Origin of the sequence: Lentzea sp. JNUCC 0626, assembly GCF_043632865.1 — a bacterium.
Lineage (GTDB): Bacteria > Actinomycetota > Actinomycetes > Mycobacteriales > Pseudonocardiaceae > Lentzea.
The window spans coordinates 534,079-547,347 of record NZ_CP171635.1 but is presented as its reverse complement, the minus strand read 5'-3'; the positions used below and the strand labels follow the sequence as shown (position 1 = coordinate 547,347).

Below are 13,269 nucleotides of genomic sequence, written 5' to 3'. Positions count from 1 at the left end.
CGGAGAGCTGACAGGGGTGTGCCCATGACACTCATCCCCCACGCCATTCCTCTGATCAACGATCCCCAGGTCGTCCACGCGCTCGCCGCGCGGTGGCGCCGCACCAGGACGTTGCTCCTGCTCTCCGCCGGTGTCCTGCCCGTCGCCATCGGCATCGTCTGCGTCGTGCTCGCCGGGATGACCTCGGCGGGCCAGCGGATCATGCCGTGGTGGGTGGCGATTCCGGCGGTCGCCGCGGCAGCCTGCGCGTGGGCGTTGCTGACCTGGTTGCGCCGCAACGGGTTGAGCGACCCGCACTCGTGGCTGCCCGCCACCACCCTGATGACGGGCGCGCAGCTCGTGCTCGGGGTGCTGCCGGGCTCAGGCATCGCGCTGAGGCTCAGCCCCGGCGCGGCCATCGCCGTGAAAGCCTTGTGCGCGGCCGGTTTCCTCGGCGCAGGCTCGGCCACCGCACTCGCGCGGATGGCCCACCGGTCGTTGCTCTCCGCGCCGGTGCTGGAACTCGGCTCCACGGCGTTCCCGCTCGTGCTCGACGGCCACGGCACGCGCGTCGTGATCGGCACCGACCGCGTCGACTGGACCACCCGGCACGGCGCCCGCGTCGACGCCGGGGTGTCGTTCGCCCGCATCCTCCGGGTGACAGCGCATGCCAACGCCATCGCGCTGCACACCGCGTCGGGTTCCTGGACGGTGCCGGTGGCCGATCCCGAGGGCGCGCGGGCGTTGCTGCGCCGCCGGATCACGTGGTGGGAGGAGCGCCGGGACGCGGCCGCCGAACGCGAGCAGCGCCGCTACCTCGACCTGGTCTCGCTGCTCGCGGCGGTCAGCGGCGAGGCGACCCGCGGCGGCATCACGGTCACGGTCGACTCGAACGGCCTCACGACCGGCATCGACCTGAGCCCCGAGGTGCGTGAGCTCGAGCCGGAGGTCCTCGCCGCGCAACTGATGGCGTGCGTGCAGAAAGCGCGCGCGAACGCACGCCGCCAAGTGGAGGATCTCGTGCTGGAGCACGCCGATGACCAGATGGTGAAAGCCAGCCACTAGTCGGTTGCCGCAGGGATCACGTCCTGCCTACGTTCGCCTGAGAACTTCGGGAGATGGGGGACGACTTGCGCAGACGTGACTTCTTCGCAGCGGCGGCCGGAGTGGCCGCTGTCGTGGCCAATCCCGCGAGCGCGCTCGCGGCCACCGAGCAACGGCCGGGCGCCTCGCACCTGCCGGACCTGAACCTCGGCGACTTCCCGGTCGTGGCAAGGGTTCGCGCCCGCACCGCGCTCGAACACCTCAAGGTGCTGAGCGAGAAGATCGGGCCGCGGATCGGCGGCACCGAGTCCGAGCACCGGGCCCGCGACTACCTGGTGCGCGAGCTGAAGTCGTTGCGGTACCAGGTGACGACGCAGCCGTTCACCGTGCCGGACAAGTACCTCGCCGACGTCAACGACAGGTGGCAGGCCGGTGCCTCGCGCTTCGGCACGCTCGGCGTCACCGTCAAGGCCCCGTTCGTCGAGGTCACCGACGGCGCGCTACCGGACCTGACCGGCAAGATCGCCTTCTACGTCAACGCCCCGGCGGGGTCCGCGCCCACGCACGCGGCGATCGAACGCGGCGCGGTGGCCGTGGTCCTCGGCCGGATCTCCGCCACCGCGAGCAAGTCGAGCGCGTTCTCCCCCACGCTCGACCGGAACGTCACAGTGCCGGTGATCGGGCTCGCCCAGGTGCACACCGAGAAGCTGCGTGCGCAGGGCACCGGCGAGTTGACGATCAAGACGACGCATCACCCGAACCTGACGTCCTACAACGTGATCGCGGACCGCCCGGCGACGTTCCCGTGGCGCGACAACGGGGTCGTGATGGTCTCCGCGCACTACGACAGCGTGCCGGGCTCGCCGGGCGCCAACGACGACGGCAGCGGCACGGTCCTGTGCCTGGAACTCGCGCGCGTCCTCCGCTATCTGCCCACTCACAAGGCGTTGCGGTTCGCGTTGTGGGGTTCTGAGGAACAGGGTCTGCTCGGTTCGCGGCACTACGTCTCGCAGCTGCCGCCGGAGGAGATCGCGCGGATCAAGGGCGTGTTCCAGAACGACATGGTCGCCACCAGCCACTCCCCCGCGACCGCGTACTGGTTGCTGTCCGTCGACGGCGCCGACAACGCGACCACGGCGGCAGTGCGGGCCGCGGCACAACGACTCGGCTACGACCCGCGGGTGTACGGGCCGGTGGCGCGCGGGTCGAGCGACCACGTGCCGTTCCACGAGAAGGGCATGGCGTCGGCGAACTTCAGCTGGCGCGGCGAGGCCGGTCCGGCAAACCTCGAACCGATCTACCACACGCCCGAGGACACGATCCGCGACAACGTGAGCCTGGAACGGTTGCAGGTCTCGCTGGAGCTGATCGGCGCGGCCGCCTACCGGCTCGCTAGTCAGAAGTAGTGATGAGTTCCTTCAACGACCGGTCCTGCAACCACACGGCGAACTCGTCGGCGGGCAGCGGTTTGCTCAGGCAGTAGCCCTGCACGATGTCGCAGCCCAGGGCGGCGAGGACGCTCCAGGTCTCCTCGTCCTCGACGCCCTCGGCCACGACCTCCAGCTCCAGGTTGTGCGCGAGTCCCAGCAACGAGCGGGTGATCGCGCCGCTGGACGCGTCCGTGCGCATGTTCGTCGTGAACGAGCGGTCGATCTTCATCTCGTGCACCGGCATCGTGCGCAGGTACGCGATGGACGAGTAGCCGGTGCCGAAGTCGTCGATCGAGAGCCGCACGCCGAGGTCCCGCAACCGGGTCAGCACGTCGCTCGCCCGGTGCGGGTCGGCGATGATCGCGCTCTCGGTGATCTCCAGCGTCAGCACGTCGGCCGGGACGCGATGGCGTTCCAGCGACGCGGCCACCTGCTCGGGGAACGTCCTGTCGTGCAGGCACTGCGCGCCGACGTTGACCGAGATCGGCACGTCGCGGCCGTCGAGGTGCCAGGCGCGGTGCTGGGCCAGCGCGTGGTCGAGCACGTACTGGGTGAGCGGCTCGATGAGCCCGGTCTCCTCGGCGGCCGGGATGAACCTGTCCGGGCCGAGCAGGCCGTGCCGCGGGTGCTGCCAGCGGCACAGGACCTCGGCGCCGCAGACCGTGCCGCTGCGCAGGTCGGCTTTCGGCTGGTAGTGCAGGACGAGTTCGGACTGGTCGAGCGCTCGGCGCAGGTCGCTGATCACGGTGAGCTGGGCGGCGCTGTGCTCGTCGAGGCCCGGTTCGTAGACGGCGGTGCCGAGGCGGGCGCGCTTGGCCGCGTACATCGCGATGTCGGCGTGCTTGAGCAGTTCGTGCGCGTCGGCCGAGTCCGTCGGGTAGAGCGCGACGCCGATGCTGCACCCGACGTCGACCGAGAGTCCGTCCAGGTCGACGGCTTCGTCCAGCGCCTTGTGCACGCGCTGGGCGACGATCAGGGCGTTCGCGGCCGTGCTGACCGACGGCAGCAGCACGGCGAACTCGTCGCCGCCGAGCCGGGCGACCGTGTCGACCTCGCGGACGGCACGGGTGAGGCGGGTCGCGACGAGTTGCAGGAGCCGGTCGCCGAACGCGTGGCCGAGGGTGTCGTTGATCGGCTTGAAGCGGTTGAGGTCGATCAGGAACAACCCGAGCGGGTCGCCGGTCTGGTTGCTGCGCCGGATGGCCTGGGCGGTGTGCTGGGTGAGCAACGTGCGGTTGGCGAGGCCCGTCAACGCGTCGTGCATCGCCTCGTGCTCGCTCTTCGCGGCCTGGCGCAGGATCTTGCGCCGGTGTCCGAGCAGGACGACGCCGCACAGCGCGACGAGCCCCAGGTCGACGATGAACGCGACGAGCGCGGCCATCCGCAGGTTGCCGTTCTGGAGTTCCGCCGAACGCAGGTAGTCCGTCGTCTCCAGGCGTTTGACCTGCACGACCGTGGAAAGCTGTTTGCGCAACGACGCCAACGTGAGCTCGGCCTGGTCCGCCTTCTGCAGCGTGGTGACGGGGTCCGCGGCGACGACGGTCTCGCGGAGCAGCACCGTGTAGTCGTCGTAGAGGTCGCGGGCGATCGTGGCGGCGCGGACGTCGGCGGGGGTGCCGTGCTCCTGGAGCCAGCGCAGGCTTTCGTCAGCGGCTCCGGCGGCGGTCGCGACGGGCTGGCTCATGATCGGCGTGCCGGAGCGGACGTAGTCGGTGAGCGCGTGATCGGCGACGTCGACGTTCTGCACGACGATGCCCCAGCGGTCGTTGACCTCGTTGAGTTCGTGCAGGTGCGTGGCCGCCTGCTGCATGCTCAGGCTCGTCCACAGGGCGAGGCCGGCCAGCGCGGCGAGACCTACCGTCAGACTGACGACCGTCGTCTGCACGGTGGTGCGGGCCTCGACCCAGTTGGACAGCATCGGTGCCGCCTTCCCAGCGAAGTAGCTATTGGTACGCAGCCAAAGGACCACACGCAAGCCGACACCACGGGTGACCGTGCGATAACCTCCTCGGCTTTCACCGGCCGACTGATGGGGCTTGACCGTGTTCCGTTCCGCTCTCGTGATCCTGCCTGCGGTTTTGCTGATGGCGGGGTGCGGTGCCGAACAGACGTCCGATGACCCGCCGACGATCGGGTTCGTGTCGCAGAACACCAGCCGCGACTTCTCGAAGGAGATGAGCGAGGGGTTCCGGGCGGGCGCGGCGATCTCCGGCGGCGTGCGGACGGAGACGACGGGACCGGACACTCACGACGGTCTGAAGCAGGCCGCGTTGCTGCGCGATCTCGCGACGCGCGCGAAGGGCGGTATTGGACTGTCCGCTGTGGCCCCGGAACTGGTGGCCGAGCCGATGGCGCAGGTCGTCGAGCAGGGCGTGCCGGTGATCGCGGTGGCGGGCGGGCAGGTCGCGCCGGGCAGCGGCGTGCACCTGCTGATCGAGAACGACAACTACGAACTCGGCCGCGTGCTCGCGGACGCCGTGGTGGAACGGCTGTCCGCCGACTCGGCAGGCAAGATCGTGATCGGCAGCAACTCCCCCGCGATGCCCGCACTGGACCTGCGGTCGCTCGGGTTGCGCGAACGGCTGGCGGAGCGGTTGCCGAAGTTGCAGGTCATCGGGCCGTTGGACACCGGGCGGGACTTGGGGGCGAACCTCAACACGTGGCGGCGGCTGGCCGACGCGAACCCGGACGCGGTGGCGTTGCTCGGCGCCGGTGACGTGGACGCGATCAACCTCGCCGCGGTGCACGCGGAGAAGAGCGCGTCTTGGCTGGCCGGGGCGTTCAGCCTGGACGCCAAGGCGTTGCAGGGGGTGAAGGACGGGCATCTGTTCGCGACGGTGTCCGCGGAGCATTTTTTGAAGGGCGCGGTGGCCGGGTGGTTGCTCGCCGAGCACGCGAAGGGGCGGCCGTTGCCCGAGGGGTGGATGGTGTCGCCCGGGTTGCTGGTGCAGGCGTCCAACGTGGACGAGGTGGTGCGGCGGCAGGCGACCGAGGAGAGCCGGCTCGCGGCGGCGCGGCCGAAGATCGACGAGCTGATCGGCTCGGCTGATCATGTGCGGCCGTTGGACCAGGCTCGCTGAGCCGGGCGCGGGCAACCGCTTGCCACCGCACGTTGCACCGTGCAGAGCAACCGCTTTCCCCGCCCGTGACATCCCGCTGACCGCCGGGCGAGCATGACGGGTCTCCCTGCTTAGGAGGCCGCATGATCAACCGAAGGACCCTGACCAAATCCCTGGGCGCGGCGCTCGCCGTGTCCGCCGTGCCCGGCACCGCCACCGCGGACACGGGTCGACGCCGCTACCTGATCCGCAACGGCGCCGTCATCACCGTCGACCCGGTGCTCGGGGTGCTGCCGCGCGCGGACGTGCTGATCGACGACGGCCTGATCGTCGCGGTCGGACCTGACCTCAGGGCCAGGGGCGCGCAGGTCGTGGACGCCACCGACATGATCGTCCTGCCAGGCTTCGTCAACACCCACCACCACATGTGGAGTGCGCTGGGCCGGAATTTCGTGGCCGACGGATTCCCCTACTTCGCCGCCAAGCGCGCCACGTCGACCCTGTACACCGCGGACGACGTGTACCGGAGCGTGTTGCTCGGGCTCGCCGAACTCGCGAACGCGGGCGTGACGACCGTCCACAACTGGTCCAACAACACCCGCACGCCCGCGCACGCCGACGCCGAGCTGCGTGCGCATCGGGACGGGTTCCTGCGCGCCCGGTTCTCCTACGGGCACGTGGACCAGATGCCCCGGGACGTGCCGATGGACTTCACGGACGTGGATCGGGTGCGGCGGCAGTACTTCGCCGACGGTTCGTACGGGCTGGTGCACTTCGGGGTGGCGCTCAGGGGACTCTCACAGAGCACCGAACCTGCGTTCTTCGCGGACATGGACGCGGCGGTCGGCCGTGGCCTGCCGGTGTCGATCCACGCCGGGCAGGCGCCACCGCGGATCGTGGACGCCGCCGACTACGAACGGCGCGGGTGGCTCGGCCCGAAGACCCTGCTGTGCCACTACGTCACGGCGCTGGACAGCGACATGGAGATCGTCGCCCGCACCGGCACGGGGTTCTCGTGGGCGCCGCACTCGGAGTTCCTCCTCGGGGCAGCCGGGGATCCGCGGTCGGCGTTCCTGAGGTTCCGGCAGGCCGGGGTGCCGGTGTCGCTGTCCTCGGACGCCACGTCGATCGCGCCGTCGGACGTGTTCGAGACCATGCGGCTGCTGCCCGAGGCGGGGTTCCGCGACGTGCTGGAGATGGCGACCCTGAACGGCGCCCGCGCGCTGGGGCTCGGCGACGTCACCGGGTCGATCACGGTCGGCAAGCGCGCGGACGTGATCCTGGTGCGCACCAACGACATCAATCTCGCGCCGGGCGGGTTGATCGAGACGACGGCGGTGCAGGCGAGCACCGCCAACGTCGACACGGTGTTCTCCGACGGGCGGATCATCAAGCGCGGCGGGCGGTTGGTGCACGACGTCGGGCGGATCATCCGGGACGCGCGGGCGTCGTCGTTGCGGATTCGGCGTGAGGCAGGCGGGATCCTGACGCCTTAAGCGACGTCGAGGACCGCCTTCGTGAACGCCTCGGGGGCCTCCTGCGGCACGTTGTGGCCGATGCCGTCGAGAACGCGGTGGTCGTAGCGTCCGCTGAACTGCTTGCGGTAGGCGGCACCGTCGGAGTTGGGGCCGTCGAAGTCGCTGGCGATCGTGATCGTCGGCACGCTGATCACGGGCTTGGCCTGCAACTTGCGTTCCAGGGCGTCGTAGCGGTGCTCGCCCTGCGCGAGTTGCAGGCGCCAGCGGTAGTTGTGGATGACGATCGCGACGTGGTCGGGGTTCTGCCAGGCCGCGGCGCTCTGGGCGTAGGTGGCCTCGTCGAAGTTCCACTGCGGCGAGGCCAGTTTCCAGATGAGCTTGTTGAACTCGTAGGAGTTCTGCTCGTAGCCCTTCACGCCCCGGTCCGTTGCGAAGTAGTACTGGTACCACCAGCCGAGTTCGGCCTGCGGGGTGAGCGGTTCCTGGTTCTGCTTGAGGTTCACGACCAGGTAGCCGCTGACCGACACGAGCGCCTTGACCCGCTCTGGCCACAGGGCGGCGGTGATGCAGGCCGTCCGCGCGCCCCAGTCGAAGCCGGCGACGGTGGCCTTGCGGATCTTCAGGGCGTCCATGAACGCGATGACGTCGGTCGCCAGCGCCGACTGCTGGCCGTTGCGGACGGTGCTCGCGCGGAGGAACCGGGTCGGGCCGTAGCCGCGCAGGTACGGGATGAGCACGCGGTGGCCCTGCGCGGCGAGGGCCGGGGCGACGTCGACGTAGCTGTGGATGTCGTAAGGCCAGCCGTGCAGCAGGATCGTGACCGGGCCGTCGGCAGGGCCCATCTCCGCGTAGCCGATGTTCAGCAGGCCTGCCCTGACCTGCTTGATCGGGCCCCAGGTGGGGGCGGCGTGGGCCGTGGCGGCGGTGACGAGGGGTGTGGCCAGGCCGGCCACGGCGAGTGCCTGGGAGAACTGTCGCCTGCTGATCATGCGGGCGACGGTAGGGGTCGGGAGGGCGGGGTCGCGAGCGTCAGGTGACGGTGTCGCGGTACGTCATGGCTCCGCCGTCACTCGTCCGCGCGGGCCTCCGCCAGCGCTTCCTTCAGTTCCGCGCGGGCCGTCACGCCCAGCTTCGGGAAGATGCGGTGCAGGTGCGTGCTGACCGTGCGGTGCGACAGGTGCAGGCGTTCGCCGATCTCCTTGTTGGTCAGGCCGTCCGCCGCCAGCCGCGCGATCGTGAGTTCGTGCTCGGTGAGTTCGCCCGCGACGCCCCGCGACTCGCCGGACGCCCGCAGCTCCTCCCGTGCCCGCTCCGCCCAGTCCACCGTGCCGAACGCCTCGAACGCCTCCGCCGCCGCCTTCAGGTGCGGACGGGCCTGAGCCGCTCGCCGTTGCCTGCGCAGCCACTCCCCGAACGCCAGCCGCACCCGAGCGCGGTCCCACGGCGAGCTCTCGGCGTCCAGGGCCGTCTCGAACAGCTGCTCGGGTTCCGGGGCGAGGAGAGCCCGCGCGTACCTCAGTCCGGACGCCAGGGCAGGCGAGGCGGTGGTGGTGTCGAGTTCCTCGACGATCTTGCGGGCCTCGTCGGCGTTGCCGCTGCGGGTGGCGGCCTCGGCCAGCTCGGGCAGGACGTAGCGGCGGAGTGCCAGCTGGTACGCGGGGTCGGCCGGGTCGTGCACGCGCAGGATCGCGGCGTACGCGTCGGCGTAGCGGCCTTCGCCCAGCGCGGCAAGGCTTCTGGCCAGTTGGACGGTGGCGAGGACCGGTCGGGCGCCGGCGGCGAGGCCGATGCGTTCGGCCTCGGCAGCGAGCTCCGCGCAACGTTCGTAGCAGCCCTGGAGGGCGGCGATCTCGGCTTGGACGGCGACGGCGAGGCCGTGCATGTACGGCTGGCTGGTCTCCTCGGCCAGCAGCGCGGCTTCACGCGCGAGCGGTGCGCAGAGGTCGCCCAGGCGGGTGCGGCTCCAGGCTTCGACGGCCAATGCGCGGGCGAGGAGTCCGAACTGGCCCTGGGCCCGGAACCCGAGGCCGGCGGCGCGCGAGAGGCGGACCGAGTCGGTGAACGCACCCACCTGGAGTGCGGCGCTACCGAGCAACCTGAGCGTCGCCGGGTCGTCGGACGGCGTGCGCAGGCCCGCCACCACGGCGTCGCTCTGCTGCACCGGGCACACGTAGGCGGCCATCGCCAGCATGCGCGGGTCGCGCGGGTCAATCGGCAGGCGGCGGGCGATGGCGGCGATGCGGTCGCGGACGGCCGTGCCCGGTTCCACCCAGAAGCAGCGCATCGCGACGCTCCAGAAGATCCGCAGGCCCAGTTCCACGTCGTCGGCCGCCACGGATTCGGCGAGGCCGACCAGTTCTGCCGGGCCCGCCACGCCCACGCCGTCGTCGAACGCCGTGGGCAGCCACGTCACGAGAGCGCGTTCACGGGCAGTCAGGTCCAAGCCGCGCAACCCAGCGAGGATTCGTTCGACATCGTCACGTCGGCCTGCTTCGGCGGCGAGTTCGGCCGCACGCAACGAACGGCGCACCCGTGCGTCGGCGGAACCGAGCACTGCGGCACGTTCGAGAGCCCGCACGGCCGCCACCGCGCCGCCTCGGGCCAACGCCCGGTCGGCGGTCTTCTCCAGCAGGCAGGCCACGTTCTCGTCGGCGCCGGAAGACGCCTCCGCCAGGTGCCACGCGCGGCGTTCGGGCTCCTCCACGGCGAAAGCGAGGCGGCGGTGGGTGTCGCGCACCTCGGACGGGCCCGCGAAGCGCACGACCGCCGACCTGATCAGCGGATGCCGGAACCCGCCGTCGCGGCCGACCAGCCGGGCCTCGACCGCGGGCGCGAGGTCCGGGCACGGAGCGCCGCCCAACGCCAGGGACAGCAAGGAAGAGCGCGCTTCGGCGGGCAGAGCGGCACAGCGCGCGGCGAACGCCTCTTCCAGGGTGGCGCCACCGAACGGGAGTTCGGTGAGCGCCAACGGGTTTCCGTCCGCCTGCGCGAGCACCGACGACCGGCGTTCGGCGTTCAAAGCGGGAGCGACCGAGTCCAGCAACGCCTGGGCGTCCGCGGCTGAGAGCGGTTCCACCACCATGGTCGGCACACCCGCGAAGACCGGCGTCCGCGCCGCCACGACCAGCACCGAGCCGGTCAACCGCCGGGCCACGAAGCCGAGCACGTCCTGACTCGCGGCATCCAGCCAGTGCGCGTCGTCGACCAGCACGACTCGTCGCGCGGCCGAGAGCACGTCCAGCGCGGCGAGCCCGACCAGGTGCAGCGGCGGCGCGGGCCCGTCGGAGAGTCCGAACACGACTTCCAGGGCCACGCGCCGCACACCGGGCACAGTGGACAGATCGAGGAACGGGTGCAGGACCTGGTGCAGGCCCGCGTACGGCAGGTCCTGCTCGGCCTCCACACCGGTGACGAGGTGCCCGTCGAGCGTGGCCAGCAACGCCGACTTGCCCACCCCCGGCTCGCCGACGATCAGCAGCGAACCGCCCGAGCGCGACAACGCGGCCAGCCGTTCCTGTTCCCGCTCCCGCCCGACGAGCACCCGACACCCCGTTCGTTGGTCCGTTAGGACCAGAGTGTCAGAACGTCCACACCGCGCGCTTGCCCGGCCCCACGACCAGCGTCGACGTGCCCAGCCGCTCGACGTGCCGCGCCACCGGGCGGTTGAGTTCGAACTCGACGCGCTTCAACCCGGTCCGCGCCGCCGGCACCTCGTCGAACCGCAGGGTGGTGCCGCCGCGCGACGCCACGACCGAGTCGCCGTCCGTCCGCACCGAGAAGCCGCCGACCCGCAGGAACGGCATGGTGTCGCGGAGATCGGACTCGGTGACGGCGAAGTTCAGGAACGTGATGTCGCGCATCAGCTTGCGCTTGTAGGTGTCCGGCAGGTAGCGCTCGCGGCTGACGTCGCCGGGGAACTTCGGCGGGCCCACCTCGGCACGCGGGTCCTCGAGGTACTCGTCGCGGTACTCCATGGCCCACGTGCCGAACCGCTCGTAGGTCTCGTGCAGGAACAGTGCGTCGAACCAGGGCACGTGCACGCCGTCGCCGAAGTCGCGGGTCTGGGTGAACTCGATCGGGTTCGATCCCGCCGCGGTCAGCTTCGCCTGGAGCTTCTCGATGTCGCCGTCGTGGTCCGTCGAGAGCGCGAGGCCCGCGCCACCCGGCTCACCGTCCTTGCCGGGCACGTCACCGGGTCCGAAGACCTCCATGTAGCTCAGGTGCCCGCGCAGGTAACGCCCCGTCCACGACCTGCCGTCGGCGCCGGTCGTGGTGCGCACCTCGAAGTCCGCGAACTCCTTGAGGTAGCTCGAGTGCTCCACCGCGTCCGCGGTGGCGCGGTCGTACGTTCCCCATGCGTGGTTGTAGTACAACAACTGCCGTTCTCCCGCCTGTGCCGATCCCGCACCCGACACAACCAGAACTAGAGCCAAGATCAGGCAAGCAACACGTCGGATCCCCATACATTCGATCGTAAAACGGTCGCACTCAAGCCAGACTCAAGTCGTACAAGGGGGACTTGGTGGACAACGCCGCACGGTGGACGGTTCTCGCTCCGCTGCTCCAGGCCGTCACCGCGGGCCGCGACCTGCTGGACGACACGATCCGCAGGCTCGGCCAGGAGGCCGTCGCGGACTGCCTGCTGGCCGAGATCGGCGACGACCACGACGTCCGCCTCGAGCTCACGTTCGCCGACCGCACCACTTCCCACCTGCGCATCGACTCGGACGTGGTGGTCCGGCTCGACCTGGCCGACGCCGTGCGCGGCCTGTACGGCACCGGCGAACGGCCGTGGCCGAGCCTCGCCGTCAGCACGCCCGACCCCGCCCTGGACGAGCGCGGCGTCGCGGGCTGGTTCCACAGCCGCAAGGGCCTCGCGGACTCCGTGCAGCAGCTGCTGTCGGCGCTGCGGCCCGGCCACCGCGACCTCGGCGAACTGGCCGTCGAGTTCGGCTCGGACAAGTGGGGCGACCTGCACTGGTACACGCAGCACTACGAACGGCACTTCGCCCGGCTGCGCGACGAACCGGTGAAGGTGCTGGAGATAGGCATCGGCGGCTGGGAGGCCCCCGACAGCGGCGGCGGCTCGTTGCGGATGTGGCAGCGGTATTTCCGGCGCGGCCTGATCCACGGGCTGGACATCGTGCCCAAGACCGTGACCGGGCCGCGGATCACGGCGATCCAGGGCGACCAGGCCGACGGCGCGTTCCTCGACCGGCTGGGCCGCGAGCTCGGGCCGTTCGACGTGGTCATCGACGACGGCAGCCACAACAACGAGCACGTGCAGACGTCGTTCCACGCGTTGTTCCCGCACGTCCGGTCCGGTGGCCTCTACGTCGTGGAGGACCTGCAGACCGCGTACTGGCCGCGCTGGGGCGGCCACCCGGAGGCGACCACCGGCACGTCGATGGGCCTGCTGAAGTCCTTTGTGGACGGCCTGAACCGGGCGGAGGTGGGTGACCCGCACGGCGAAGGCTCCTATCTGGAACGCAACATCAGCGGGATCACGTTCCACCACAACATCGCGTTCGTGGAGAAGGGCCGCAACGACGAGGAGGGCGGCCCGGCGTTCATGCGGACGCTCTGCTGAGCGCGTCCCAGGCCGGTGAGGTGGCACCGGCCGCGGCCATCGCCAGCGCGGTGATCTCCGGGTCCGCCCCCGGCATCTCCGGCCTGCCCGCGAGCCACGCGGCCGCCCGCCTCGCCAGCGCGGGCAGCCGCGGGTCGTCCGGCGCGAACTCGAACGCCTCGTCGTAGGCCAGGTAGATCCGCCGGAACTCGGGGTCCGCCAACGACTCCAGCTTGTCGGCGAGCCAGATCGCGGCCTCGTCCGGTGCGACGGCCTGCATCAGCACCCAGACCTCGCGTTCCAGCCGCACCCCGCGGTCGCTGACCCCCAGTTCCCGCAACAACTCCAGCATCGCGGTGGCCTGCGGGTCGACGACCAGCGCGTCCCCCGCCTGGAGGCGTACGACCCGCTGCCGGGCCTGCCGGATCTCCTCTTCCCGGCGGCGCAACGCCTCGTCGATCTCGCTGATCGCCGCGGCGAACTCGGCGGCTCCGGCGGTCAGCAGTTCCTTGACTCTGGCGAGCGGCACCCCGGCCTCGGCGAGCGTGCGGATCTTGACCAGGTCGACCGCGTCCTGGGCGCTGTAGCGCCGGTAGCCGGAGTGGTCGCGCTCGGGTTCGGGCAGCAGCCCCACCTTGTGGTAGTGCCGCACCGCCTTGATCGTCACGCCCGCGTACCGGGCGAGCTGGCCAATCGTGATCACCGCGGCA

The 13,269-nt window shown here is 70.8% G+C and carries 10 protein-coding genes; 5 read left to right on the top strand and 5 right to left on the bottom strand.

Going from position 1 to position 13,269, the window contains the following annotated elements; genetic code table 11:
* Positions 1-24: 24 nt before the first annotated feature.
* Entirely contained in the window at positions 25-1,044 is a 1,020-nt protein-coding gene (locus JNUCC0626_RS02595) for a YbaB/EbfC family nucleoid-associated protein (protein WP_394618012.1), read from the top strand.
* Between the two features lie 53 nt (positions 1,045-1,097).
* Positions 1,098-2,429 carry a M28 family peptidase gene (locus JNUCC0626_RS02590; protein ID WP_394618011.1) on the top strand — a complete coding sequence of 444 codons (1,332 nt, stop codon included), beginning with the start codon at positions 1,098-1,100 and terminating at the stop codon, positions 2,427-2,429.
* Here JNUCC0626_RS02590 and JNUCC0626_RS02585 read toward each other — a convergent pair.
* Positions 2,416-4,371, bottom strand: coding sequence for a putative bifunctional diguanylate cyclase/phosphodiesterase (locus tag JNUCC0626_RS02585; protein WP_394618010.1), 1,956 nt, complete (start codon positions 4,369-4,371; stop codon positions 2,416-2,418). The genes JNUCC0626_RS02590 and JNUCC0626_RS02585 overlap by 14 nt on opposite strands.
* A gap of 124 nt (positions 4,372-4,495) precedes the next feature.
* Between JNUCC0626_RS02585 and JNUCC0626_RS02580 the strand changes: the two genes are divergently transcribed.
* Both JNUCC0626_RS02580 and JNUCC0626_RS02575 read left to right on the top strand, forming a co-directional pair.
* Positions 4,496-5,533 carry a sugar ABC transporter substrate-binding protein gene (locus JNUCC0626_RS02580; protein ID WP_394618009.1) on the top strand — a complete coding sequence of 346 codons (1,038 nt, stop codon included), beginning with the start codon at positions 4,496-4,498 and terminating at the stop codon, positions 5,531-5,533.
* A 122-nt stretch (positions 5,534-5,655) separates the two neighbouring features.
* Positions 5,656-7,008 (top strand): amidohydrolase family protein, encoded by a 1,353-nt coding sequence (locus JNUCC0626_RS02575; RefSeq protein WP_394618008.1) that lies wholly within the window; start codon positions 5,656-5,658, stop codon positions 7,006-7,008.
* Here JNUCC0626_RS02575 and JNUCC0626_RS02570 read toward each other — a convergent pair.
* The 3 genes from JNUCC0626_RS02570 to JNUCC0626_RS02560 form a co-directional block, all read right to left on the bottom strand.
* Positions 7,005-7,979, bottom strand: a complete 975-nt coding sequence (locus tag JNUCC0626_RS02570) for an alpha/beta fold hydrolase (protein WP_394618007.1) — start codon at positions 7,977-7,979, stop codon at positions 7,005-7,007. The genes JNUCC0626_RS02575 and JNUCC0626_RS02570 overlap by 4 nt on opposite strands.
* A 77-nt stretch (positions 7,980-8,056) precedes the next feature.
* Complete coding sequence (locus JNUCC0626_RS02565) at positions 8,057-10,531, bottom strand: LuxR C-terminal-related transcriptional regulator (RefSeq protein WP_394618006.1); 2,475 nt, start codon at positions 10,529-10,531, stop codon at positions 8,057-8,059.
* 37 nt (positions 10,532-10,568) lie between these two features.
* On the bottom strand, positions 10,569-11,453 hold the full coding sequence (locus tag JNUCC0626_RS02560) for a DUF5829 family protein (RefSeq protein WP_394618005.1): 885 nt from the start codon (positions 11,451-11,453) through the stop codon (positions 10,569-10,571).
* A gap of 59 nt (positions 11,454-11,512) precedes the next feature.
* Here JNUCC0626_RS02560 and JNUCC0626_RS02555 point away from each other — a divergent pair, with 59 nt between their 5' ends.
* Positions 11,513-12,580 (top strand): class I SAM-dependent methyltransferase, encoded by a 1,068-nt coding sequence (locus tag JNUCC0626_RS02555; RefSeq protein WP_394618004.1) that lies wholly within the window; start codon positions 11,513-11,515, stop codon positions 12,578-12,580.
* Here the strand turns inward: JNUCC0626_RS02555 and JNUCC0626_RS02550 are convergent.
* Positions 12,561-13,262 (bottom strand): MerR family transcriptional regulator, encoded by a 702-nt coding sequence (locus JNUCC0626_RS02550; protein ID WP_394618003.1) that lies wholly within the window; start codon positions 13,260-13,262, stop codon positions 12,561-12,563. The two genes, JNUCC0626_RS02555 and JNUCC0626_RS02550, sit on opposite strands and share 20 nt — an antisense overlap.
* Positions 13,263-13,269 lie beyond the last annotated feature (7 nt).